The organism is Ancylobacter polymorphus, from assembly GCF_022836935.1.
Taxonomy (GTDB): domain Bacteria; phylum Pseudomonadota; class Alphaproteobacteria; order Rhizobiales; family Xanthobacteraceae; genus Ancylobacter; species Ancylobacter polymorphus_A.
Map to the genome: position 1 here is coordinate 3,280,627 of NZ_CP083239.1, position 24,385 is coordinate 3,305,011.

At 69.8% G+C, this 24,385-nt stretch carries 20 protein-coding genes; 18 read left to right on the plus strand and 2 right to left on the minus strand.

The window, feature by feature from the left end; all coding sequences use genetic code 11:
- Nucleotides 1-7 precede the first annotated feature (7 nt).
- The 12 genes from K9D25_RS15455 (at nucleotide 8) to K9D25_RS15510 (ending at nucleotide 15,611) form a co-directional block, all read left to right on the plus strand.
- A complete protein-coding gene (locus tag K9D25_RS15455; protein WP_244376504.1) occupies nucleotides 8-940 on the plus strand; it encodes a dihydrodipicolinate synthase family protein in 933 nt (310 codons plus the stop codon).
- Nucleotides 941-945: 5 nt separating this feature from the next.
- Nucleotides 946-2,544: an aldehyde dehydrogenase (NADP(+)) gene (locus tag K9D25_RS15460; RefSeq protein WP_432207952.1), complete on the plus strand. Its 1,599-nt coding sequence runs from the start codon at nucleotides 946-948 to the stop codon at nucleotides 2,542-2,544.
- Nucleotides 2,541-3,467: a Gfo/Idh/MocA family protein gene (locus K9D25_RS15465; protein WP_244376505.1), complete on the plus strand. Its 927-nt coding sequence runs from the start codon at nucleotides 2,541-2,543 to the stop codon at nucleotides 3,465-3,467. The genes K9D25_RS15460 and K9D25_RS15465 overlap by 4 nt, the downstream gene beginning before the upstream one ends.
- 17 nt (nucleotides 3,468-3,484) lie before the next feature.
- Nucleotides 3,485-5,287, plus strand: coding sequence for an IlvD/Edd family dehydratase (locus tag K9D25_RS15470; protein WP_244376506.1), 1,803 nt, complete (start codon nucleotides 3,485-3,487; stop codon nucleotides 5,285-5,287).
- Nucleotides 5,274-6,182 (plus strand): SMP-30/gluconolactonase/LRE family protein, encoded by a 909-nt coding sequence (locus tag K9D25_RS15475; RefSeq protein WP_244376508.1) that lies wholly within the window; start codon nucleotides 5,274-5,276, stop codon nucleotides 6,180-6,182. Before K9D25_RS15470 ends, K9D25_RS15475 begins: the two co-directional genes overlap by 14 nt.
- Nucleotides 6,182-7,108, plus strand: a complete 927-nt coding sequence (locus K9D25_RS15480) for a 2-dehydro-3-deoxygalactonokinase (protein ID WP_244376510.1) — start codon at nucleotides 6,182-6,184, stop codon at nucleotides 7,106-7,108. Before K9D25_RS15475 ends, K9D25_RS15480 begins: the two co-directional genes overlap by 1 nt.
- The gene (locus K9D25_RS15485; RefSeq protein ID WP_244376511.1) at nucleotides 7,105-7,770 is read left to right on the plus strand and encodes a 2-dehydro-3-deoxy-6-phosphogalactonate aldolase; all 666 of its coding nucleotides are present in this window, start codon (nucleotides 7,105-7,107) and stop codon (nucleotides 7,768-7,770) included. The genes K9D25_RS15480 and K9D25_RS15485 overlap by 4 nt, the downstream gene beginning before the upstream one ends.
- Before the next feature lie 95 nt (nucleotides 7,771-7,865).
- On the plus strand, nucleotides 7,866-8,936 hold the full coding sequence (gene chvE / locus K9D25_RS15490; RefSeq protein WP_244376512.1) for a multiple monosaccharide ABC transporter substrate-binding protein: 1,071 nt from the start codon (nucleotides 7,866-7,868) through the stop codon (nucleotides 8,934-8,936).
- 65 nt (nucleotides 8,937-9,001) lie between these two features.
- Nucleotides 9,002-10,552 carry a multiple monosaccharide ABC transporter ATP-binding protein gene (mmsA, locus tag K9D25_RS15495; RefSeq protein WP_244376514.1) on the plus strand — a complete coding sequence of 517 codons (1,551 nt, stop codon included), beginning with the start codon at nucleotides 9,002-9,004 and terminating at the stop codon, nucleotides 10,550-10,552.
- Entirely contained in the window at nucleotides 10,549-11,736 is a 1,188-nt protein-coding gene (mmsB, locus tag K9D25_RS15500) for a multiple monosaccharide ABC transporter permease (RefSeq protein WP_244376516.1), read from the plus strand. Before mmsA ends, mmsB begins: the two co-directional genes overlap by 4 nt.
- Before the next feature lie 114 nt (nucleotides 11,737-11,850).
- Nucleotides 11,851-12,975, plus strand: a complete 1,125-nt coding sequence (locus tag K9D25_RS15505) for a metallophosphoesterase family protein (protein WP_244376517.1) — start codon at nucleotides 11,851-11,853, stop codon at nucleotides 12,973-12,975.
- Complete coding sequence (locus K9D25_RS15510) at nucleotides 12,972-15,611, plus strand: AAA family ATPase (protein ID WP_244376518.1); 2,640 nt, start codon at nucleotides 12,972-12,974, stop codon at nucleotides 15,609-15,611. Before K9D25_RS15505 ends, K9D25_RS15510 begins: the two co-directional genes overlap by 4 nt.
- On the opposite strand, the gene K9D25_RS15515 is transcribed toward K9D25_RS15510, so the two are convergent.
- Both K9D25_RS15515 and K9D25_RS15520 read right to left on the minus strand, forming a co-directional pair.
- Nucleotides 15,608-17,020, minus strand: coding sequence for an FAD-binding oxidoreductase (locus tag K9D25_RS15515; RefSeq protein WP_244376519.1), 1,413 nt, complete (start codon nucleotides 17,018-17,020; stop codon nucleotides 15,608-15,610). The genes K9D25_RS15510 and K9D25_RS15515 overlap by 4 nt on opposite strands.
- A gap of 94 nt (nucleotides 17,021-17,114) precedes the next feature.
- A complete protein-coding gene (locus tag K9D25_RS15520) occupies nucleotides 17,115-17,810 on the minus strand; it encodes a GntR family transcriptional regulator (protein WP_244376520.1) in 696 nt (231 codons plus the stop codon).
- Nucleotides 17,811-17,964: 154 nt separating this feature from the next.
- Between K9D25_RS15520 and K9D25_RS15525 the strand changes: the two genes are divergently transcribed.
- From K9D25_RS15525 to K9D25_RS15550, 6 genes are all read left to right on the plus strand, one after another.
- Nucleotides 17,965-18,585, plus strand: a complete 621-nt coding sequence (locus K9D25_RS15525) for an amino acid synthesis family protein (RefSeq protein WP_244376522.1) — start codon at nucleotides 17,965-17,967, stop codon at nucleotides 18,583-18,585.
- Nucleotides 18,578-20,347, plus strand: a complete 1,770-nt coding sequence (locus K9D25_RS15530; RefSeq protein WP_244376524.1) for an alpha/beta fold hydrolase — start codon at nucleotides 18,578-18,580, stop codon at nucleotides 20,345-20,347. Before K9D25_RS15525 ends, K9D25_RS15530 begins: the two co-directional genes overlap by 8 nt.
- An 18-nt stretch (nucleotides 20,348-20,365) precedes the next feature.
- On the plus strand, nucleotides 20,366-21,403 hold the full coding sequence (locus K9D25_RS15535) for an LLM class flavin-dependent oxidoreductase (protein ID WP_244376526.1): 1,038 nt from the start codon (nucleotides 20,366-20,368) through the stop codon (nucleotides 21,401-21,403).
- 10 nt (nucleotides 21,404-21,413) lie between these two features.
- Entirely contained in the window at nucleotides 21,414-22,895 is a 1,482-nt protein-coding gene (locus K9D25_RS15540; protein WP_244376527.1) for an aldehyde dehydrogenase, read from the plus strand.
- Nucleotides 22,896-22,904: 9 nt separating this feature from the next.
- Nucleotides 22,905-23,219, plus strand: coding sequence for an NIPSNAP family protein (locus tag K9D25_RS15545; protein ID WP_244376528.1), 315 nt, complete (start codon nucleotides 22,905-22,907; stop codon nucleotides 23,217-23,219).
- An 86-nt stretch (nucleotides 23,220-23,305) separates the two neighbouring features.
- Nucleotides 23,306-24,334 carry an ABC transporter substrate-binding protein gene (locus tag K9D25_RS15550; protein ID WP_244376529.1) on the plus strand — a complete coding sequence of 343 codons (1,029 nt, stop codon included), beginning with the start codon at nucleotides 23,306-23,308 and terminating at the stop codon, nucleotides 24,332-24,334.
- Nucleotides 24,335-24,385: the final 51 nt, after the last annotated feature.

Genomic DNA, 24,385 nt, shown 5'->3' on the forward strand with positions numbered 1-24,385 from the left:
GTGCAGGATGACCCGCCTTTCCGCCGCCGGCCCGTATAAGGGCGTGTTCCCGGTCGCGCCGACCGTGTTCGACGCCGAGGGCCGGCTCGATCTCGACGGCCAGAAGCGCTGCATCGACTTCATGATCGATGCGGGCTCGCACGGCCTGTGCATCCTCGCCAATTTCTCCGAGCAGTTCGTGCTGGCCGATGACGAGCGTGATCTTGTCATGACCACGGTGCTGGATCATGTGGCGGGCCGGGTGCCGGTCATCGTCACCACCACCCATTTCGCCACCCATATCTGCGCCGAGCGTTCGCGCCGGGCGCAGGAGGCGGGCGCGGCGATGGTGATGGTGATGCCGCCCTATCACGGCGCGACCTTCCGTGTGCCGGAAGCCTCGATCTACGCTTTCTACAAGGCGGTGTCCGACGCCATCGACATTCCGATCATGGTGCAGGACGCGCCCGTCGCCGGCACGCCGCTTTCCGTGCCGTTCCTCGCGAAGATGGCGCAGGAGATCGAGAACCTCGCCTATTTCAAGATCGAGGTGCCGCAGGCGGCGAACAAGCTGCGGGCGCTGATCGAGGCCGGCGGGGAGTCCATCGTCGGGCCGTGGGATGGCGAGGAGGCGATCACGCTGATGGCCGATCTCGATGCCGGGGCCACCGGCGCCATGACCGGCGGCGGCTTCCCCGATGGCATCCGTCAGATCATCGACCCCTATTTCGCCGGGCACCGCGAGGCCGCGCTCGACGCCTATCAGCGCTGGCTGCCGCTGATCAATTACGAGAACCGGCAGGCGGGCTTTGCGACCGCCAAGATCCTGATGCAGGAAGGCGGGGTCATCAAGCATGACACGCTGCGCGCGCCGCTGCCGCCGGTGCATCCGGCGACGCGGGCCGGCCTGCTCGAACTTGCCCGCCGGCTCGATCCGCTGGTATTGAGGTGGGGTAAGTGAGCGCGATGGACATGACCGACCTTACCGGAGCCGCTCTTCTCGGGTCCCGCGACCTCACCGGCGCGGCGACGTTCGAGGCGATCGATCCCGCCACCGGCACCGCGCTGGAACCGGCCTTTTTTGAGGCCGGCCCGGCCGAGGTGGCGGAAGCGGCGGCGCTGGCTGCCGCGGCCTATCCGCTCTACCGCGCCACGACGCCGGAGGTGCGCGCGGCCTTTCTCGACGCCATCGCCGCCCATATCGAGGCGCTCGGCGACACGCTGATCGCCCGTGCGGCGCGCGAGACCGGCCTGCCCGTCGCCCGGCTCACCGGCGAGCGCGCCCGCACCACCGGCCAGCTCCGGCTGTTCGCCAGCTGGGTGAGGGCGGGCGGAGCCGACGAGCCGCGCCTCGACAGCGCCCTGCCCGCGCGCACGCCGCTGCCGCGCGCGGATCTGCGCCTGCGCCATATCGGCCTCGGGCCGGTGGCGGTGTTCGGCGCCTCGAATTTTCCGCTGGCCTTCTCGGTCGCCGGCGGCGACACCGCCTCGGCGCTGGCGGCGGGCTGCCCGGTCATCGTCAAGGGTCATCCCGCCCATCCCGGCACGTCGGAACTGGTCGGCCGCGCCATCCGCGCGGCGGTTGCCGAAGCCGGCCTGCCGGAAGGCGTGTTCTCGCTGCTCACCGGCACGTCGCATGAACTCGGCTCCGCGCTGGTGGCCGATCCGCGCGTTAAGGCGGTGGGCTTCACCGGCTCGCGCGGCGGCGGGCTCGCTCTGTGCCGCATCGCCGCCAACCGGCCCGAGCCGATCCCGGTCTTCGCCGAGATGAGCAGCATCAACCCGGTGTTCCTGCTGCCCGCCGCGCTGGACGCGCGCGCTGAGGCGCTGGCCACCGGCTTCGTCGGCTCGCTCACCATGGGCGCCGGCCAGTTCTGCACCAATCCCGGCCTCGTCATCGCGATGGCCGGCCCGGCGCTGGACCGCTTCATCGCGGCCGCCGCCACGGCGGTTTCCGCCGCTCCGGCCGCGACCATGCTCACCCCGGGCATTGCCGGCGCCTATGCTAAGGGCGTCGCGGCGCTGGCGGAGCAGCCTGATGTCAGCGCGCTCGCCCATGGCGGCGAGGGCGGCGTCAATGCCTGCCGCCCGGCGCTGTTCGTGACCGACGCCGCCGCCTTCCTGCGCGAGCCGGTGCTGTCGCACGAAGTGTTCGGCGCCTCCTCACTGATGATCCGCTGCGCCGATGAGGCTGACATGGCGGCGGTGGCCGCCGCTCTTGAAGGCCAGCTCACCGCGACGCTGCAACTGGACGCCGCCGACCACGCCCTCGCCGCCCGGCTGCTGCCGGTGCTGGAAGAAAAGGCCGGGCGCATTCTCGCCAATGGCTGGCCGACGGGCGTGGAGGTCTGCCACGCCATGGTGCATGGCGGGCCGTTCCCCGCCACCTCCGACCCGCGCTCCACCTCGGTCGGCACGTTCGCCATCCGCCGCTTCCTGCGCCCGGTCTGCTACCAGGACCTGCCGGACGCACTGCTGCCCGCCGCCGTTCAGACGGGCAATCCGCTCGGCCTGCCGCGCCTCGTCGACGGCGCGCCGGAAACCGCCGGGGAGGCCCGCCCATGAGCCCGATCCGCCTCGCCCTTGTCGGCCTCGGCAAGATCGCCCGCGACCAGCACCTCCCCGCCATCGCCGCGACGGAGGGCATCGAGCTGGTGGCGGTCGCCAGCCGCAACGCCTCGCTCGACGGCGTCGCCCATTTCGCCACGCTCACTGAGCTGCTGGCGAGCGGGGAAGCAATCGACGCGGTGGCGCTGTGCACCCCGCCGCAGGGCCGGCACGCGTTCGCGGCGCAGGCGCTTGCGGCGGGCAAGCATGTGCTGCTGGAAAAGCCGCCCGGCGCCACGGTGAGCGAGCTCGGCCCGCTTGTCAGCGCGGCGCAGGCCTCGGAGCGCACTTTGTTCGCCACCTGGCATTCGCGCTTCGCCCCGGCGGTGGAACCGGCCCGCGCCTTCCTCGCCGAGGTGGCGCCGCGCGCGGTGCGGGTGACGTGGAAGGAGGATGTGCGCGTCTGGCATCCCGGCCAGCGCTGGATCTGGGAGCCGGGCGGGCTCGGCGTGTTCGACCCCGCCATCAACGCGCTGTCGATCCTCACCACCATCCTGCCGCGTCCGGTGTTCGTCACCGGGGGGGACCTGTCCTTCCCCTCCAACTGCGCCGCGCCCATCGCCGCCACCGTCGCTTTCGCGGATGCGGACGGGCTGAAGGTAGAGGCCGATCTCGACTTCCTGCAGACCGGGCCGCAAAGCTGGGACATCGAGGTCGACACTGACCGGGGCACACTGCTGCTTGCCAAGGGTGGAGCCGAACTCTCGCTCGACGGGCAGGTGCTGAGCGCGCAGCCCGAGGCGGAATATCGCAACATCTACAAACGCTTCGTCGAGCTGGTTGAGACGGGGGGATCGGATGTCGACCTCGCCCCGCTGCAACTGGTCGCCGACGCCTTCCTGCTGGGCCGGCGCCTGGAAGTCGCGCCGTTCCATGACTGAGCCTTAAGGAGAGACGCATGGACAAAGCCAGCAAGAACAACCGGCCCCTGCGCTCCCGCGCCTGGTTCGACAACCCCGACAATATCGACATGACCGCGCTCTATCTCGAGCGCTACCTCAATTTCGGCCTCAGCCAGGAGGAGTTGCAGAGCGGTCGCCCGATCATCGGCATCGCCCAGACCGGCTCGGACCTTTCCCCCTGCAACCGCCATCATCTGGAACTCGCCAAGCGGGTGCGCGACGGCATTCGCGAGGCCGGCGGCATCGCCATCGAGTTTCCGGTCCACCCGATCCAGGAAACCGGCAAGCGCCCCACCGCCGGGCTGGACCGCAACCTCGCCTATCTCGGCCTGGTCGAGGTGCTCTATGGCTATCCGCTCGACGGCGTGGTGCTGACCATCGGCTGCGACAAGACCACCCCGGCGCTGCTGATGGCGGCGGCCACCGTGAACATTCCCGCCATCGCGCTCTCCGTCGGCCCGATGCTGAACGGCTGGTACAAGGGCGCGCGCACCGGCTCCGGCACCATCGTCTGGAAGGCGCGCGAATTGCTGGCGGCGGGCGAGATCGACCATGCCGGCTTCGTCAAGCTGGTGGCGTCCTCCGCGCCCTCCACCGGCTATTGCAACACCATGGGTACTGCGACGACGATGAACTCGCTCGCCGAGGCGTTGGGCATGCAGCTGCCAGGTTCCGCCGCCATCCCCGCGCCCTATCGCGACCGGCAGGAAATCGCCTACCGCACCGGCCTGCGCATCGTCGAGATGGTGCATGAGGACCTGAAACCCTCCGACATCCTCACCCGCGACGCCTTCCTCAACGCCATCCGGGTGAACTCGGCCATCGGCGGCTCGACCAACGCGCCGATCCATCTCAACGCGCTGGCCCGCCATGTCGGCGTAGAACTCTCCATTGACGACTGGCAGACCTATGGCGAGGAAGTGCCGCTGCTGGTCAATCTCCAGCCCGCCGGCGAATATCTCGGCGAGGATTATTACCATGCCGGCGGCGTGCCGGCGGTGGTCAACCAGCTCATGGGCCAGGGCCTCATCGCCGAGGACGCGCTCACGGTGAACGGGCGCAGCCTCGGCGCCAACTGCGCCGACGCCGGCATTCAGGACGAGGCGGTGATCCGCCCCTATGACCAGCCGCTGAAGGAAAAGGCCGGCTTCCGCGTGCTGCGCGGCAATCTGTTCTCTTCCGCCATCATGAAGACCAGCGTCATCAGCGCGGAATTCCGCGTGCGCTACCTCTCCAACCCCGACGACCCGGACGCCTTCGAGGGGCGGGCCATCGTGTTCGACGGGCCGGAGGACTACCACGCCCGCATCGACGACCCCGCGCTCGCCATCGACGATGGTTGCATCCTGTTCATGCGCGGCGCCGGCCCCATCGGCTATCCCGGCGCGGCGGAAGTGGTGAACATGCGCGCGCCGGATTACCTCATCAAGGCCGGCGTCCATGCCCTGCCCTGCATCGGCGACGGGCGCCAGTCCGGCACGTCGGGCTCGCCCTCCATCCTCAATGCCTCGCCCGAGGCGGCGGTCGGCGGCGGCCTCGCTTTGCTGCGCACCGGCGACCGCGTGCGCATCGATCTGAAGCGCAACAGCGCCAACATGCTGGTGCCGGAGGAGGAACTCGCCTGCCGCCGCGCCGAGCTGGAAGCGGCCGGCGGCTATGCCTACCCCGCCAGCCAGACGCCGTGGCAGGAAATCCAGCGCGGGCTGGTCGGCCAGCTGGAAACCGGCGCCGTGCTGGAAAACGCCGTGCGCTACCAGCGCATCGCCCAGACCAAGGGGATGCCGCGTGACAACCATTAGCGCGCCCGCTCCTGAGACCGCGTCCCTCACCCTTATCTGCGCCGAGCGCTGCCATCTCGGCGAGGGACCGGCTTATGACGCCGCGCGCGACACCGCCTGGTGGTTCGACATCGTGGAGAAGCGGCTCTATGAGGCGCGGCTCGCGACCGGCGATATCGCCGTGCACACGCTGCCTGTCATGGCGAGCGCGCTGGCTGTTGTCGATGCCGAGCGCCAGTTGCTCGCCACCGAGGCCGGGCTAATGCTGCGCGATGTCGCGAGCGGCCGGCTGGAAACGCTCGCCGCTGTGGAGGCCGACAAGCCCGGCACCCGCTCCAACGACGCCCGCGTCCACCCCTCCGGCACCTTCTGGTTCAGCACCATGGGCCGGAAGGCGGAGACCGGCGCCGGCACCGTCTATGCCTTCCATGCCGGCGCGGTGATCCCGCTGTTCCCCGCCGTCACCATTCCCAACGCCATCTGCTTCTCGCCCGATGGGGCCATTGGCTATTTCGCCGACACGGCGATCGGCGAACTCTACCGCGTGCGGCTCGATCCCGGTTCCGGCCTGCCGCTGGAAGCGCCCACCCTGCTGCACCGCCATGCCGGCGAAGGCGGGCTGGACGGCGCCGTTACCGATGCCGAGGGGCTGATCTGGTGCGCCATCTGGGGCGGGGGGCGGCTCAACGCCTATTCCCCGGCGGGCGATCTCGTCCGCAGCGTGCCCACCCCGGCGCACCAGACCAGCTGCCCGGTCTTTGTCGGGCCGGGTTTCGACCGTGTGCTCGTCACCTCCGCCTGGCAGGACATGAATGAGGTCGCCCGCGCCGGCGACCCGGAGCATGGCCGCACCTTCCTTCTCGACATCGGCGCCAAAGGCCGCGCCGAGCCGCACGTCCGGCTGGGAGCGCGGTGATGGGCGGCGTCTCGCACATTGTGGTGGACTGGGGCACGTCGAGCTTCCGCCTGTGGGCGCTGGACCTCGACGGCGTGGTGCGGGCCGAGCGGCGCAGCGCGCAGGGGCTCGCGGCGTCGGGTGCCGAGGGGTTCGAGCGCGTGCTGGAAGCCCATCTCGACGCGCTCGGCATCGCCGAGGGCGTGCCGGTCATGATGTGTGGCATGGTCGGCTCGCGCGCCGGCTGGGTGGAGGCGGCCTATGTCGCCACCCCCGCCGGGCTCGACGGGCTGACCGAGAAGGCGGCGCATGTGCCCTCCACGCGGCGGCTCATCCGCATCCTGCCCGGCATTGCCCAGCGTGGCGCGGCGGGGGCCGATGTCATGCGCGGGGAGGAAACCCAGCTTCTGCCGCTGATCCGCGACGGGTTCGAAGGCGTCGCCTGCCTGCCCGGCACCCATTGCAAATGGGTGAGGGTGGAAGGCGGCACGGTCACCGGCTTCGCCACCTTTCTCACCGGCGAACTGTTCCATTTGCTGCGCAGCGGCTCCGTCGTCGCGCCGGCGGTGGAGGTAGCGCCGCCCGTCGACCCCGCCTCGACGTATTTCGTGCGCGGCGTCGATGACGGCCTCGCCGCGCCGGAGCTGCTCGGTCGCGACCTGTTTCGCCTGCGGGCCGGCTGGTTGCTGGAGGGCACGTCGCCGGAGGCGACACTGGCGCGGCTGTCCGGCCTGCTCATCGGCGCGGAACTGGCGGGTGCGCGGCACTTTGCCGGCGCTTGCCCGGTCGCGCTCATCGCCTCCGGCGCGGCGGCGGCGCTCTACCGCACCGCGCTGACACGCGCCGGCTTCGCCGCCGTCACCCTCCACGACGCCGAGGACTGCGTGCGCGCCGGTCTGCACGCCGCCGCCCTCAAGGCGTTCCGGCCGGAAAGGACCACCGAATGAACGCCCCCTTCGCTCCCCGCGTGCCCTGGCCGCAGCTGCGGCGCGGGCTGGTGGCCATTCTGCGCGGCCTGCGCCCGGAGGAGGCGGAAGCCATTGTCGGCGCGCTGATCGAGGAAGGGCTGGAGGCGATCGAAATCCCGCTCAACTCGCCGGACCCCTTCGCCTCCATCGAGACCGCTGCCCGCCTCGCGCCAAAGGGCGTGCTCATCGGCGCCGGCACGGTGCTCACCATCGAGGAGGTCGACCTGCTCAACTATGCCGGCGGCCGGCTGATGGTGAGCCCGAATGTCGATCCGCAGGTGATCGCCCGCGCCGCCCGCCACGGCATGGTGACCATGCCCGGCGTGCTGACCCCGACGGAGGCGTTCGCCGCGCTGAAGGCCGGGGCGTCGGGGCTCAAATTCTTCCCCGCCAATCTGCTTGGGCCGTCGATCATCCAGGCGATCTCGGTGGTGCTGCCGCCGGGCACGGTGGTGGGCGCGGTGGGCGGGGTCGGCGAGAACGAGTTCGCTGCCTATGCGGCGGCCGGCATCCGCACCTTCGGCCTTGGCTCCAGCCTGTACCGGCCCGGCGCCACCGCCGCCGAGGTGCGGGCGAAGGCGCGGGCCATGGTCGCGGCCTATGACGCGGCCTTTCCGATCGAGACACGAGGCGGCGGATGACCCGCGCGCCTTCCTGCGGGCTTCCCCGCCAACAATCCGGACCGCCCAAGGCGGCCGTTGAAAACACCCAAGCTGAAACGCTCAAGGAGCTGACGATGAAACGCCTGACGACGCTTTTCTCCGCAACCGCCTTCGCGCTGGGCGCGCTGGCCCTCGCCCTCCCCGCCTCGGCGGCGGACAAGGGCACGGTCGGCATCGCCATGCCCACCAAATCCTCCGCCCGCTGGATCGCCGATGGCGACAACATGGTGAAGGTGCTCAAGGAGCGCGGCTACAACACCGATCTGCAATATGCCGAGGACGACATCCCCAACCAGCTCTCGCAGATCGAGAACATGGTGACCAAGGGCGCTAAGGTGCTGGTGATCGCCTCCATCGACGGCACCACCCTGTCGGACGTGCTGAAGCAGGCGCATGACAAGGGCATCAAGGTCATCGCCTATGACCGCCTGATCCGCGAGACGCCGAATGTCGACTATTACGCGACCTTCGACAATTTCCAGGTCGGCGTGCTGCAGGCGCAGTCGCTGCTCAAGGGCCTCGGCTATCCCGAGAACAAGGGCCCGTTCAACATCGAGCTGTTCGGCGGCTCGCCGGACGACAACAACGCCTATTTCTTCTATGACGGCGCCATGTCCGTGCTGAAGCCGCTGATCGACAACGGCACGCTCAAGGTCGCTTCCGGCCAGATGGGCATGGACAAGGTCTCGACCCTGCGCTGGGACGGCGCCACCGCCCAGGCCCGCATGGATAATCTGCTCAGCGCCTACTACTCCGACAAGACGCTCAACGGCGTGCTCTCGCCTTATGACGGCCTGTCCATCGGCATCCTGTCCTCGCTCAAGGGCGTGGGCTATGGCTCCGGCAAGATGAAGATGCCCGTCGTCACCGGCCAGGACGCGGAAGTCCCGTCGATGAAGTCGATCCTCGCCGGCGAGCAGTATTCCACCATCTTCAAGGACACGCGCGAACTCGCCAAGGTGACGGCCGACATGGTCGACGCCACCCTGTCCGGCAAGGAGCCGACGGTCAACGACACCAAGACCTACAATAACGGCGTCAAGGTCGTGCCGTCCTACCTGCTCAAGCCGGTCGTCGTCGACAAGAGCAACTGGGAAGCCGTGCTGATCGGCTCCGGCTACTACAAGCCCGGCCAGATCAACTGATCCCCCTACCTGCCGAACGCCGCGCCGGCACCCCGCCGGCGCGGCCCCGGCCTTTGGACCGATCCATGAACGCTCTTCTGGAAATGCAGGGCATCAGCAAGCACTTCGCGGGTGTGCGGGCGCTGAGCGATGTCACCTTCGCCGTCCGGCCCGGCGAGATCCATGCCCTTGTCGGCGAGAACGGCGCGGGCAAGTCGACGCTGATGAAGGTGCTGAGCGGGGTCTACCCGCACGGTTCCTATGAGGGCGCCATCGTCTTCGACGGCGAGGAGCGCCGCTTCAGCGACATCACCGACTCCGAAGCGCTGGGCATCATCATCATCCACCAGGAACTGGCGCTGGTTCCGCTGCTCTCCATCGCCGAGAACATCTTCATCGCCAACCCGCCCGGCCGCTTCGGCGTCATCGACCGCGGCGCGGTGCACAAGCGCACCCAGGAACTGCTGGCCAAGGTGGGGCTCGACGAGTCCCCGGACACGCTGGTGACCAATATCGGGGTCGGCAAGCAGCAGCTGGTGGAGATCGCCAAGGCGCTGTCGAAGAAGGTGCGCCTGCTGATCCTCGACGAGCCCACCGCCAGCCTGTCGGAAAAGGACAGCGCCGCGCTGCTCGACCTCCTTCTGGAGTTCAAGGCGCAGGGCATCGCCTCCATCCTCATCTCGCACAAGCTGAACGAAGTCTCCAAGGTCGCCGACCGCATCACCGTGCTGCGCGACGGGCGCACCGTCGACACGCTGGACTGCCATGAGGGCGCGGTGGAGGAGGACCGCATCATCTCCAAGATGGTCGATCGCGATCTCGAACACCGCTACCCCAAGCGCGAGCCGAACATTGGCGGGCCGATCTTCAAGGTGACGGACTGGTCGGCCTATCACCCGCTGCATTCCGAGCGGCAGGTGATCCGCAACGTCGATTTTGAGGTGCGGCGCGGCGAGATCGTCGGCATTGCCGGGCTGATGGGCGCCGGCCGCACCGAATTCGCCATGAGCATTTTCGGCCGCTCCTGGGGGCAGAAGATCAGCGGAAGGGCGGAGATGGAGGGGCGCGAGGTGGACCTCTCTACCGTGCGCCGCGCCATCGATGCCGGCCTCGCCTATGTCACCGAGGACCGCAAGCAGCTCGGCCTGCTGCTGGCCGAGGATATCCGCAAGAACGTCACCCTCGCCAATCTGCCGGCCGTCGCGCCGGGCCGGGTGATCGACGACATGCGGGAATTGCGCGTCGCCTCCGACTACCGCGCCCGCATGCGCATACGCTGCCACAGCGTGTTCCAGGAAACCGGCAAGCTCTCCGGCGGCAACCAGCAGAAGGTGGTGCTGTCGAAATGGCTGTTCACCGACCCCAAGGTGCTGATCCTCGACGAGCCGACGCGCGGCATCGATGTCGGCGCCAAGTATGAAATCTATTGCATCATCAACGAGCTGGCGGATGCCGGCAAGGGCGTGGTGGTGATCTCCTCCGAGATGCCGGAACTGCTCGGCATCTGCGACCGCATCTGCGTGATGAACGAGGGCGCCTTTGTCGGCGAGTTCCCCGGCGCGGAGGCCTCGCAGGAGAAGATCATGCGCGCCATCATGCGCAAGGGAGAGCAACGCCCCATGGAGGCATTGGCATGAGCGACACCGCTCTCAAGGACAAGGCGAGCCACGCCGGCTTCCTGAAAAACAATCTGCGCGAATACGGGATGCTGATCTCGCTCTTCGCCATCATGATCTTTTTCGAGGTGGTGACGAACGGCACGCTGCTGCGCCCGCTCAACCTCACCAATCTCGTGCTGCAGAACAGCTACATCGTCATCATGGCGCTGGGCATGCTGCTGGTCATCGTCACCGGCCATATCGACCTCTCGGTCGGCTCGGTGGCGGGCTTCATCGGCGCGGTGGCGGCGGTGCTGATGGTGAAGTTCGACCTGCATTTCATCCCGGCGACGCTGATCTGCCTCGCTTTGGGCGGGCTGATCGGCGCGGCGCAGGGCTATTGGGTGGCCTATTTCAAAATCCCGTCCTTCATCGTCACCCTGGCCGGCATGCTGGTGTTCAAGGGGCTGGCGCTGGCGATCCTGGCGGGGCAGTCGGTCGGGCCCTTCCCGCCCACCTTCCAGAAGCTGTCCTCCGGCTTCATCCCGGAACTCATCCCCGATGCCGGCAACCTCTACCCCACCTCGCTCGCCATCGGCGCCATGCTGGCGCTGGCGATGGTGTGGCTGAACTTCCGCGGCCGCGCCCGGCAGGAAGCCCACCACATCCACACCGAGCCCTATGGCTTCTTCCTGGCCAAGAACGCGCTGCTGTTCGCGGTCATTCTCTATTTCGCCTATCTCATCGCCTCGCATCGCGGCCTGCCCAATGTGCTGGTCATCATGACGGCGCTGATCGCGCTCTATGCCTTCGTGACCACCCGCACCACCATTGGCCGGCAGATCTATGCCGTCGGCGGCAACGAGAAGGCGGCGAAGCTCTCCGGCATCAAGACCGAGCGGCTGACCTTCCTCACCTTCGTCAATATGGGCGTGCTGGCGGCGTTGGCCGGCCTCGTCTTCGCCGCCCGGCTCAACACCGCGACGCCGAAAGCCGGCCTCGGCTTCGAACTCGACGTCATCGCCGCCTGCTTCATCGGTGGCGCCTCGGCCTATGGCGGCGTCGGCCGTGTCGGCGGGGCGGTCATCGGCGCGCTGATCATGGGCGTGATGAACAACGGCATGTCGATTCTGGGCATCGGCATCGACTACCAGCAGGTGATCAAGGGGCTGGTGCTGCTCGGCGCCGTCTGCCTCGACGTGTACAACCAGCGCCGCGCCTGAGCGGAGACCGCCCGGTCGCCTTTAGGGGCGGCCGGGCCGCCGTCCCGCCGCTTGACAAGGGCGGCGCGCTGGGGGACCCCGGTTGTCCGCATCCCTCGTCACACCCGGCGCGCCATGTTCCGCTTCCTGCATTCCAGCGACCTGCATCTGGGCAAGCGCTTCGGCAATTTCGCCGGCGATCTGCCCGGCCGGCTGCGCGAGGCGCGCCATGGCGTCATCGCCCGGCTGGCGCAGCACGCGCGCGAACAGGGCGCCGGCACCATCCTGCTCGCCGGCGACAGCTTCGACACCGAGACCCCCGCGCCGGAGGTGCGGCGGCAGGCGCTGGCGGAAATGCGCCACCACGCGCCGCTCCGGTGGGTGCTGCTGCCGGGCAATCATGATTCGCTGCAGGCGGCGCCGCTCTGGGCGGCGCTGAAGGCGGAAGCGCCTGATAATGTGATCCTCGCCACCGAGCCCCGGCCGCTCGAACTCGCCCCGGGCGTGGTGCTGCTGCCCGCCCCCTGCACCACCCGCCGGCCCGGCCGCGACCTCACGGAGTGGATGGACGCCCAACCGACCCCGGAGGGCACGCTGCGCCTCGGTCTCGCCCATGGCGCCATCCGCTCGTTTTCGGAGGACGCGGTGGCGGGCGACGTGATCGCCCCAGACCGTGCCCGCCGCGCCGGCCTCGCCTATCTCGCGCTCGGCGACTGGCACGGGGCGGTGGAGGTCGACCCGCGCACGCGCTACAGCGGCACGCCGGAGCCGGACCGCTTCAAGCACGCGGCGCCGGGCACGGCCTTGGCGGTCGGTCTCGCCGGTGTCGACGCGCTGCCGGAGGTGCAGGCCCTCCCGACCGCGAGCTTCGCCTGGCGCGAACTCGACCTGCATCTGCTGGAGGGCGACGACCCCCTAGCGGCGCTGGCAGCGCTGCTGCCGGAAGAACGCGCGCGCCGGCAGACGCTGGCCCGGCTCGTCGCCACCGGCCGCACCGGGCTGGAAGGGCAGGCGGCGCTGCAGCGCGCGGTCGCCGCCGCCGCGCCGGACTTCGCCTTTCTAGACCTCGACGCCGCCGGCCTTGCCACCGCCTGCGCGCCTGATGACCTCGACCGCATCGACCGGGGCGGCGCGCTGCGCGCGGCGGCCGATGCGCTGCTGGCGGAAGCGGGCGACCTCGCCCGCTCGGCCGAGGAACGCGACGTGGCCCGTGCCGCGCTGGCACGGCTCTATTCCCTGGCACAGGCGAGCGCACCATGAAGATTTCCGCGCTGCGGCTGTTCAATGTGAAGCGCTTCGCCCAGCGTGGAGTCGCCATCGAGAACATTGGCGACGGCGTCAACGTGCTGTGCGCGGTGAACGAATTCGGCAAGTCCACCAGCTTCGAGGCGCTGCACGCGCTGTTCTTCCAGCCGCATTCCGGCACGCCGGGCGATGTGCAGCGGCTGCGGCCCTATAGCGGCGGCAGCCCGCTGGTGGAGGCCGACATCGCCACCGAGGCGGGCCGCTTCCGTCTCACCAAGCAATATTATGGCGGCCGCTTCGCCCGCGTCACCGATCTCGCCTCCGGCCGGTTGCTGGCGCAGGCGGACGAGGCGGAGGCCTTCATCGCCGGGCTGATCCGGGGCGGCACTGCCGGGCCGGCCGGGCTGCTCTGGGTGCGGCAGGGCCTCACCGGCATCGAGAAGCGCAGCAAATCGGAAGAGGACAGCGAGAAGCAGGTGCGCGCCAGCCTGCTGGAATCGGTGCAGGGCGAGGTCGAAGCCGTCACCGGCGGGCGGCGCATGGCGGAGATCATGGCGGCGACGCAGGCGGCGCTGGCCGATCTCGTCACCGCCACCGGCCGGCCCAAGGCCGGTGGGCGCTACGCCGCCGCGCTCGACGCGCGCGACGGCCTGATCGAGCAGGAGCAGCGGCTGGCCGCCGATGTGCGGGCGCTGCGTGAGGCGCTGGACCGGCGCGCGCAGGCGCTCAAGCGGCTCGCCGAGCTGGACCAGCAGGAGGAGCGGCAGGCGCGGCACCGCGCGGTGGAGAGCGCGCAGGCCGCCTTCGACGCCGCCAAGGCGCAGGGCGAGGCGCTGCGCGCCGCCGAGGCCGAGGCCGGGCTGGCGCGCGAGCGCCGCGATGCCGCCGAGCGCGAACTCACCGCCTATCGCAACGTGCTCGCCACGGCGCAGGCGCATGCGGCGGCGATGGCCGAGGCCGAGCAGCGGCGCGCGGCGGCGGTGGCGCGGCGCCAGTCCGCCGGGGCGGAGCTGCAACGGGTGCAGGCTGAGCTTGTCGCAGCCGAAGCGGCGGAGGATGCGGCGCGCCAGCGTCTCACCCGTGCCGAGGCGGCGTCGACGGCGCGCGAGGCACGGGCGCGGCAGGCGGCATTGGCCGAGCGGCTCGCCGCCGCCGAAGCGGCACGGCAGGCGCTGGAAGCCGCCGATGCCGCGCTAGCCCTCGCCAAGCTGCCGCCCGGCAGCCTCGACGAGTTGCAGGCGCTGGAGATTGACATCGCCAAACGCCGCGCGGTGGAAGAGGCGGCACGCCCCTCGGTGACCATCGAATACGCGCCCGACGCCGCCCCCCTGCTCATGGACGGCACGCCGCTGGGCGAGGGCGAGGAGCGTGGCTATGACGGGCAGGCGCGGCTCACCCTGCCCGGCCTCGGTACGCTCACTTTGCGTTCCAACCGCGCTGCGCCGACCGATAGCCGGCTCAAAGAGGCGCAGGCGCGCCACCGCGCCTTGCTTTCCGCTCTGGGGGTCGAGGACCTCGCCGCCGCCCGCGCCCGGCAGATGCGGGCGCAGCAGATCGAAACCGAGCGGCGCGAGGGGCCGGCCCGCCTCGCCCTGCTCGCCCCGGAAGGGCTGGCACGGCTGCGCGAGGAGGTGGCCGCGGGCGCCGGGCTCGGCGCGGAGCTGCCCGAAACCGAGGACGAGCCCGCCGCGCTGCGCGCCGCCCTCGCGGCGGCGGAGGAGCGGCGCGCCCTCGCCCGGCAGGCGCTGCGGGCGGCCGAGCCGCTGCGCGCCCGCGCCGACGAGGCGTTCGTCGAGGCGGAAACGGCGCTTGCCGGACTGAAGGCCGAGCACGCGCAGATCGCGGCCCTGCTCGGCCCGGAGGACGCGCGCCCGGCCCGCGCGGACGCACTGGCGCGCCGGCGCGACGAGCTGCAACGCCTGTTCACGGATGCCGAAGCGCAGATGCAGCGCCACCGCGCCGGCGCGTTCGATCTCGCCACGGCCGAGGCGGCGCTGCGCCGTGCCCGCTCGGTGGAGGAAGCCGCGACGAAGGAAGCGGCGACGCTGCGCGAGACCCTTGCCGGGCTCAATGCGCAGATCGGCACCCGCGCGGACGAGGCGGTGGAGGAAATGTGGGGCGAGGCGAAAGAGGCGCTCGCCGCCGCCACCGCCCGCGCGGAAGGCTTCAAGGCCGAGGTGCGGGTGCTGCAGCGCCTCGCCACCGCGCTGGAGGCGGCGCGGGCGCAGGCGCGCGATCTCTATCTGAGGCCGGTCATGGCCGAACTCTCGCCGCTGCTCGGGCTGTTGTTCGACGATGCCGCCATCACCTTCGACGACAGGACGCTGCTCCCGCAGACGCTGCGCCGCAACGGGCATGAGGAGGAGGTGGAACGGCTGAGCGGGGGCATGCGCGAGCAGCTCTCCGTGCTCACCCGCCTCGCCTTCGCCCGTCTGCTCGCCCGCGACGGGCGGCCGGCGCCGGTCATTCTCGACGACGCGCTGGTCTATTCCGACGATGACCGCATCGAGCGCATGTTCGACGCGCTGCACCGCCAGTCGCGCGACCAGCAGATCATCGTCTTCTCCTGCCGCCAGCGCGCCTTCCAGAAGCTCGGCGGCCATGTGCTTGCCATGACCGACTGGCAGCCCGGCGCGGGCACCGCCAGCTAGCCCCGCACCACCTTGCCGGGGTTCATGATGTTGGCGGGGTCGAGCGCGGCTTTCAGCGCCCGCATCAGGCTCAGCTTGGCCTTGTCGCCATAGCGGTCGAGCAGGTCGAGCTTGACGGTGCCGATGCCGTATTCCGCCCCGAAGGACCCGCCCATCGCCACGGCGAGGTCGTAGAGGCGCGGCGACACCTCGCGCTCGAACCACGGCTTGTAAACGGACGGCTCCGCCCCCACCGGGGCGACGACGTTGAAATGCACATTGCCGTCGCCGACATGGCCGTAGATGGACAGCCGCCCACCGGCGCCCTGTTCCTCCACCAGCGCGCTGGCCCGCGTGATAAAGTCCGGCAGCGCCGAGGTCGGCACGGAAATATCGTGCTTGAGCGAGCCGCCATTGGCGACTTCCGCCTCGGGAATATGCTCGCGTAAGTACCAGAGCTGGTCGCGCTGCTGCCCGCCATTGGCCAGCGTGCCGTCGCTCACCCAGCCCTCGCCCATTGCCTCTTCGAGAAAGGCGGCCATCGCCTCCTCAAGCCCCAGCAGCGGCGAACAGCTCTGCGCCTCCATCAGCACATAATGCGGCGCCGCCGTCTCCAGCGGATGCCGCAGCCCCGGCTGGGCGGTGAGCAGAAGGCCGAGCGAATGATGCGAGACATATTCGAACGAGGTGATGTTCTCGCCGGTGAGCGTCTGCGCCCGGGCCAGCAGCGTGGTCAGCGCGCCAATCTCCTCGACGGCGAGGAAGGCGGTCACCGTCTGCGCCGGCTTGCGCGCCAGCTTCAGCGAGGCGGCGGTGATGATGCCGAGCGTGCCCTCGGCGCCGAGCAGCACCTGCTTCACGTCATAGCCGGTGTTGTTCTTGCGGAGCGGTTGCAGCACGTCGAGAATCTGCCCGTCCGGCAGCACCGCTTCCAGCCCCAGAACGAGGTCGCGGGCCATGCCGTATTTCAGCACGGAAATGCCGCCGGCATTGGTGGAGAGCGTGCCGCCGAGCTGGCAGGACTGGCGCGAGCCGAGATCGAGCGGCAGCATCAGCCCGGCGTCGTCGGCGGCCTCCTGCAGCACGCTCAGCACGCAGCCGGCCTCGGCGGTGAGCGAGAGATTGGCGGCGTCAATCGCGCGCACGGCGTTCAGCCGCTCCAGGCTCAGCACCAGTTCCCCGCCGTCGGACGAGGGCGTGGCGGCGGCGCAATAGGAGGTGTTGCCGCCCTGCGGCACCAGCGGCACCCGGTGTTCGGCGCACAGCGCAACGATGGCCTGCACCTCCACTGTGGAGCGCGGGCGCAGCACGGCGCGGGCGGCGCCGGTGCGGAAGCGGCGGAAATCGGTGAGATAGCGCGCGACCACATCCGGGTCGGTGACGATGAGGTCCGCCGGCAGGCTGCCGAGTACGCGGTTGATCGGGTCCATGCGTGCCGCCCTTCTTCCCCTGCCCTCGCGCGGGCCGGGGGAGATAGCCGGCGCGCGGCACGGCTGGCAAGCCGTCGCGTTGGGGGAGGCGCGCTCAGATGCGGGCGAGGATGGCGCCGGCGAGGCGGGCGACCGTGGCGACATGGGCGCGGCTCGCCTCATAGGCGCCCTCCCCGTCCCGCTGCATAAGCGCGCCATGGAGGCGCCGCATCTCGGCGATGGCGTCGGCATGGCGGCCCTGCTGGGCGATGGTCATGGAGCGCAGATGGTTGATGCGGGCATTGAGCGAGCGCACCACCTCCCACGCCACTTCCTTGCCGGCGGCCACAAACAGCTTCTCGTAGAATTCCGTGGTCCGCCGCAGCACCTCGCGCGGGCTGCCGGTGCGAAAGGCGGCGTCGATCTCGTCGATCACTCCGCCAAGCTCGGCAATCGCCGCCTCCGGGGCGTTGAGCGCGCAGGCCCGCGCCGCCTCGCTCTCCAGCAGCGCGCGGATTTCATAGATCTGCGCCGCCTGCGCCGGGTCGGGCTTGGTCACGGCCGGGCCCTGATGCGGAATGGTTTCCACCAGCCCCTCGGCTTCGAGATGGCGCAGCACCTCGCGCACCACGCTGCGGCTCACCCCCAGCCTTTCGCACAGCTGGCGCTCCACCAGCCGCTCACCGGGCTTGAAGCGGAAATCGAGAATGGCGTCGCGCATCTTTTCCAGCGTCAGGCTGCGCAGCGTCGGCACGCTGCGCTCGACCTTCATCTCTTCGCCGGCAGCGGTGGATTCGGTTGTCGCGACCATCTCTGTCTCCGTTCCCGCCTCTTGTCGCCCGAGCGGCGCGGGATGACAATTGACTCGATTGTCTTATGGTATACCATCATACGGAACTTGAAGCCATCGTCGCTGGACGACTGCCCGCACGGCGCCGCTCAGCCCGTCTTTCGTGAGACAGATCATGCCGTTGCAGCTGCGCAAGCTCGTCACCTATGCCGAGACCACCTTCATCGAGGGCGGCCGCGCCGCCGCCTCGCCGCTGCGGCTCTATGCGGCGGCGGCGGTGCTCACCAATCCGTGGGCGGGGCGCGGCTTTGTCGAAGACCTGAAGCCGGAGATTCACGACATCGCCCCCCAGCTCGGCGCGCTGCTGACCGAGGAAATCCTGCGCATGGCCGGCTCGGGCGAGGCGGTGGAAGCCTATGGCAAGGCGGCGATCGTCGGCACGTCCGGCGAGGTGGAGCACGCCTCGGCGCTGATCCACACGCTGCGCTTCGGCAATCACTACCGCAAGGCGGTCGGCGCCAAGAGCTATCTCGCCTTCACCAATACGCGCGGCGGGCCGAACGCTTCCATCGCCATTCCGCTGATGGACAAGCTGGATGAGGGGCGCCGCTCGCATTACCTCACCATCCAGTTCGCCATCAATGATGCCCCGGCGCCGGACGAAATCGTCGTCGCGCTCGGCGCCTCCATTGGCGGGCGCCCGCATCACCGCATCGGCGACCGCTATCAGGACCTGAAGGAACTCGGCTCCACCCAGGGCCTCGACGCCGCCCCGGCGAGCGGCTCCCATGGCTGAGCGGCGCCTCCTCGCCTCTGCCGGCCGCGACGGCGCCCCCGCGCAGGTCGCCTATCGCCGCGCGGGCGTGGCCGGCGCCCCGGCCGTCGTGCTGATCCATGGCGTCGGCATGGCGAGCGAAGTGTGGGCGCCGCAGATCGACGCGCTGGCGGCGCTTTACGACGTGGTCGCGCTCGACATGCCCGGCCATGGCGGCTCCAGCCTGCCGCCGGAGGATGCGCGCCTCTCCGATTACGCCGATCAGGTCGTCGCGCTGTTGGACGGGCTGGGCCTGCCCTCCGCCGTGCTGGTCGGCCATTCCATGGGCGCGCTGGTGGCGCTGGAGGTGGCGCTGGCGCATCCCGCCCGGGTGCGCGCCGTCGCCGCGCTCAACGCCGTGTTCTGCCGCACGCCGGAACAGCGCGCGGTCGTCACCGCCCGCGCCGGCTCGCTGGAGGCGGAAGGCCGCGCCGCCTCGCATGAAGCCGCCGTGGCGCGCTGGTTCGGCGCGCCGGTGCCTTTGGAGCTTGAGGCGAGCGCGGCGCAGGTCTCCGCTCTGCTCGCGTCCGGCGATCCCGTCGGCTATGCCCGCACCTATGCGCTGTTCGCCGCCTCGGACGACGCCCATCGCGACCGGCTCGCCGGCCTCGCCATGCCGGCGCTGTTCATGACCGCCGAGGGCGATCCCAATTCCACCCCCGCCATGTCGCGGGCGATGGCGGCGCTCGCCCCGCACGGCGCCGCCGTGGTGTTGGCTGGCGCGCGCCATATGATGACGCTGACCCATCCCGCCGAGGTGAACGCGCGGCTCCTCGCCTTCCTCGCCGCGCCGGCCGCGCCGTTCGACGCCAAAGCGTTCCGCCGCGCGCTCGGCGCCTTCCTCACCGGCGTCACCGTGGTGACGACGCGAACGGAAGAGGGCGAGATGCGCGGCTTCACCGCCAATTCCTTCTCCTCCGTCTCGCTCGATCCGCCGCTGATCCTCGTCTGCCTGGCGAAAACCGCGTCGAGCTTCCCGGTGTTCTCCGCCGCCGATCACTTCGCCGTCTCCGTGCTGGCGGTGGAGCAGAAGGACGTGTCGGCGCTGTTCGCCTCCAAATCGCCGGACAAGTTCGCCGGCGCGCCCTGGCAGCTCGGGCCGGCCGGCAGCCCGGTCATTTCTGGCGCGGCGGCATGGTTCGACTGCACGCGCCACGAGGTGGTGGAAGCCGGCGACCATGTGATCCTCATCGGCCATGTCCGCGGCTTCGGCGCGCGCGATGTCGCCCCGCTCGGCTATTGCCGCGGCGCCTATGTCGATGTCTCGCTCGGCCTGCAGGCGTTGGCCAGGCGCGACGAGCCGGCTCGCGTCGGTGCCATTCTGGAAGCGGACGGCGCGCTGCTGATGGTGGAAGACGGCAAGGGCGGCCTGTCGCTGCCCACCGGCTCCTGCCTGGAGCCGGCCGCCAACCCGCGCAGCCTGCGCGGCGCGCTCGCCCGGCTCGGCGTCGAGGGACGGCTCGGCTTCCTGTTTGCTGTGTTCGAGACGCCCGGCACGGGCGACGCCCCTCCCACCGTGTCGCTCTATTACCGCGGCAGCTTCGAGGGCACCCCCTCCGCGTCGGCGGGCGCGGTGCGTGTGCCGCTCGACGCGGTCGATCTCGCCCGCCTGCCGGACGAGGCGACGCGCTCCATGCTCGCGCGCTATCTGCGCGAGCGCCGCGAGGACACGTTCGGCATCTATGTCGGCGATGCCGCGCAGGGCGTCGTCCATCCCCTCGCCACCCCCGCGCCGCACGGCTGAGACACCGGGATCACCGCCATGAAGTTCTCCCTCTTCGTCCATATGGAGCGCACCGATCCCGCCATTCCCCATGCCAGGCTGTTCGCCGAGCTGGAGGAACTGGCGCTCACCGCCGAGGGCGCGGGCTTCGAGACGGTGTGGATCGGCGAGCACCACGCGATGGATTTCACCATCGCCCCCAATCCCTTCATCCAGCTCGCCCATCTCGCGGCCAAGACGAAGACCATCCGCCTCGGCACGGGCAATGTCATCGCCCCGTTCTGGCACCCGATCCGGCTCGCCGGCGAGGCGGCGATGATGGATATCGCCTGCGACGGCCGGCTCGATCTCGGCGTCGCGCGCGGCGCCTATGTCTTCGAATATGAGCGCCTGCTGCCCGGCCTCGACGCCATGGGCGCGGGGCTGCGCATGCGCGAGCTGGTGCCGGCGGTGAAGAAGCTGTGGGCGGGCGATTACGCCCATGAAGGCCAGTTCTGGAGCTTCCCCACCTCCACCGCGTCGCCCAAGCCCGTGCAGCACGGCGGCCCGCCGATCTGGATCGCCGCGCGCGACCCCAACAGCCACGCCTTCGCCGTCGCCAATGGCTGCAATGTGCAGGTGACGCCGCTCGCCTCGGGCGATGGCGAGGTGGCGAGCCTGATGGAGCGGTTCAACACGGCGGTCGCGGATCACCCGCAGGTGCCGCGCCCGAAGATCATGCTGCTGCAGCACTGCTTCGTGGCTGATTCCCCCACCGAGGCTGACCAGCTCGCCGACGATCTCTCCGCCTGGTATGGGCTGTTCGGCGCCTGGTTCGCCAATAAGCGGCCGATCCATCAGGCGATCATGGCGCCGCTCACCCCGGAGGAGCGCGCCGCCGCCCCGCACTTCGCCCCGGAGGTGGTGCGCAAGAATCTCGTCATCGGCGAGCCCGACGAGGTGATCGCCCGGCTGAAGGGCTATGAGGCGCTCGGCTTCGACCAGTTCTCGCTGTGGATCGACGCCGGCATCAGCCATGCGCGCAAGGCGAAGACGCTGGACCGCTTCATCCGCCACGTGATGCCGGCCTTTGCGTGAGGATGAAGCGATGACCGCGCTGCGCGACGATTTCCGGCTTTATATCGACGGCGCCTTCGTCACCGGCGGCGCCAGCTTCGAGAGCGATGACCCCGCCACCGGCCAGCCCTGGGCGGTGATGCCGGCGGCCACCAGCGCCGACGTGAACCGCGCCGTGGAAGCCGCCCACCGCGCTTTCGACGCGCCGGAATGGGCGAACCTCACCGCCACCCAGCGCGGCAAGCTCTTGATGAAGCTCGGCGATCTCGTCGCCGCCCATGCGCAGGAACTGGCGGAGCTTGAGACCCGCGACACCGGCAAGATCATCCGCGAGACCCGGGCGCAGATCGGTTATGTCGCGGAATATTATCGCTATTTTGGCGGCCTCGCTGACAAGGTCGAAGGCGCCCACCTGCCCGTTGACAAGCCGGATATGGAAGCCTGGCTGCGCCGCGAGCCCATCGGCGTCGTCGCGGCCGTGGTGCCGTGGAACTCGCAGCTTTTCCTCTCGGCGGTGAAGCTCGGCCCGGCGCTGGCGGCGGGCTGCACCGTGGTGCTGAAGGCGTCGGAGGAAGGCCCCGCCCCGCTGCTCGCCTTCGCCCGGCTGGTGCACGAGGCCGGCTTTCCCCCCGGCGTCGTCAACATAATCACTGGCTTCGGCGAGGAATGCGGGCGCACCCTGACCGCCCATCCGCTCGTCTCCCGCGTCGCCTTCACCGGCGGGCCGGCCACCGCCCGCCACGTGGTGCGCAACACGGCGGAAAACCTCGCCTATACGACGCTGGAACTCGGCGGCAAATCGCCGGTGCTGGTGTTCGCCGATGCCGATCTGGAAAGCGCCGCCAATGCCGTGGTGGCCGGCATCTTCGCCGCCTCCGGCCAGAGCTGCGTCGCCGGCTCGCGCCTCTTCGTCGAGGAAAGCGTGCGCGACAAGCTGCTCGCCATCCTCACCGAGAAGGCGCGCCGCATCCGCATCGGCGACCCGCAGGACCCGGCGACCGAGATGGGCCCGCTCGCCACCGCGCGCCAGCTCGCACATATCGAACAGGTCGTCGCCGCCAGCCTCAAAGCCGGTGCCGCGCTGGTGACCGGCGGGCAGCGGGCGGAGGGGTTCGCCTCCGGCAATTACTACGCTCCCACCATCCTCGCCTGCGCCGGCAATGAGCTGCCCTGCGCGGCAGAAGAGCTGTTCGGCCCGGTGCTCAGCGTCATCGGCTTCGCGAACGAGGCGGACGCCATCGCCAAAGCCAATGACAGCCCGTTCGGCCTCGCCGCCGGTGTGTTCACCCGCGATCTCACCCGCGCCCACCGGCTCATCCGCCGTCTGCGCGCCGGCATCGTCTGGGTCAACACCTACCGCGCCGTTTCTCCCATCGTGCCCTTCGGCGGCTATGGCCTCTCCGGCCTCGGGCGCGAGGGCGGGGCGGAATCGATCCGCGACTACACCCGCACCAAATCGGTCTGGCTGCGCACCTCCGACGCGCCGATCGACGACCCCTTCGTCATGCGCTGAGGCCAAGCCATGCTCTACGAGATGCGTACCTACCGGCTGAAGACCGGCGCCGTCCCCGCCTATGTGAAGCTGGTGGCGGAAGAAGGCATCGCCTTGCAGAAGAGCCATCTCGGCCAGTTGGTCGGCTATTTCACCAGCGAGATCAGCCCGCTGAACGAGATCGTCCACATCTGGGCCTATGCCAGCCTCGATGACCGCGCCGCCCGCCGGGCGCGGCTGAACGCCGATCCCGCCTGGCTCACCTTCCTGCCGAAGATCCAGGCGCTGATCGAGACCATGGAAAACAAGATCCTGCTGCCGACGGCGTTCTCGCCGCTCGACTGACGGCGCTTCGCCGCCGCCCGACGCAAGACGACACGAGCGCCCAAGGCGCCGCCTTCCACACCGAACGCCAACCAAAGGGGACCACCATGTCGCGCACATCCCGTGCCCTCGGAATTGCCGCCCTCGCCCTCGCCGCCGGCCTTGCCGGTGCGGCGGTGGCGCAGTCGGGTTCCATCGTCTTTACCAGCTGGGGCGGCACCACCCAGGACGCCCAGAAGAAGAGCTGGGCCGTGCCCTTCACCAAGGAAACCGGCATCACCGTCAAGCAGGACGGCCCGACCGATTATGGCAAGCTGAAAGCCATGGTCGAGAGCGGCAACGTTTCCTGGGACGTGGTGGATGTGGAAGCCGATTTCGCCGCCGCCGCCGCCAAGGACGGGCTGATCGAGCCGATCGACTTTTCCATCGTCAAGCGCGGCGAGATCGACCCGCGCTTCGTTACCGACCATGCGGTGGGCAGCTTCTATTATTCCTTCGTGCTCGGCTTCAACCCGGCGAGCCTTAAGGGAAAGGCACCGAAGAGCTGGGCGGATGTGTTCGACACCAAGACCTTCCCCGGCAAGCGCACCTTCTACAAATGGTCGGCGCCGGGCGTGCTGGAAATTGCCCTGCTGGCGGATGGTGTGCCGGCCGACAAGCTCTATCCGCTCGACCTCGACCGCGCCTTCAAGAAGCTCGACAGCATCAAGAAGGACATCGTCTGGTGGGGCACCGGCGCGCAGTCGCAGCAGCTGCTCGCCTCCGGCGAGGCGCCGATCGGCCAGTTCTGGAACGGGCGCATCTTCGCGCTGCAGCAGAGCGGGGAGAAGGTCGACCTTTCCTGGGAACAGAACCTGACCGCCGCCGACATGCTGGTCGTGCCGAAGGGGTCGAAGAACAAGGAAGCGGCGATGAAGTTCATTGCCGAGGCGACCAGCCCCGAGGGACAGGCGAGCTTCGCCACCGAGAGCGGGTATGCGCCGGTGAATGTGAAGTCCGCCGCGCTGATGCCGAAGGACGTGGCCGCCAACCTGCCCGACAAGCACACCGCCTCGCAGATCAATCTCGACATGGGCTATTGGGCCGCCCATCGCGACGAGATCGGCAAGCGCTGGTACGCCTGGCAGGCGGAGTGAGCCGGCGGATCATCGCCGGATGCGATCCGCGCTCCCCGTCACAGGGAGCGC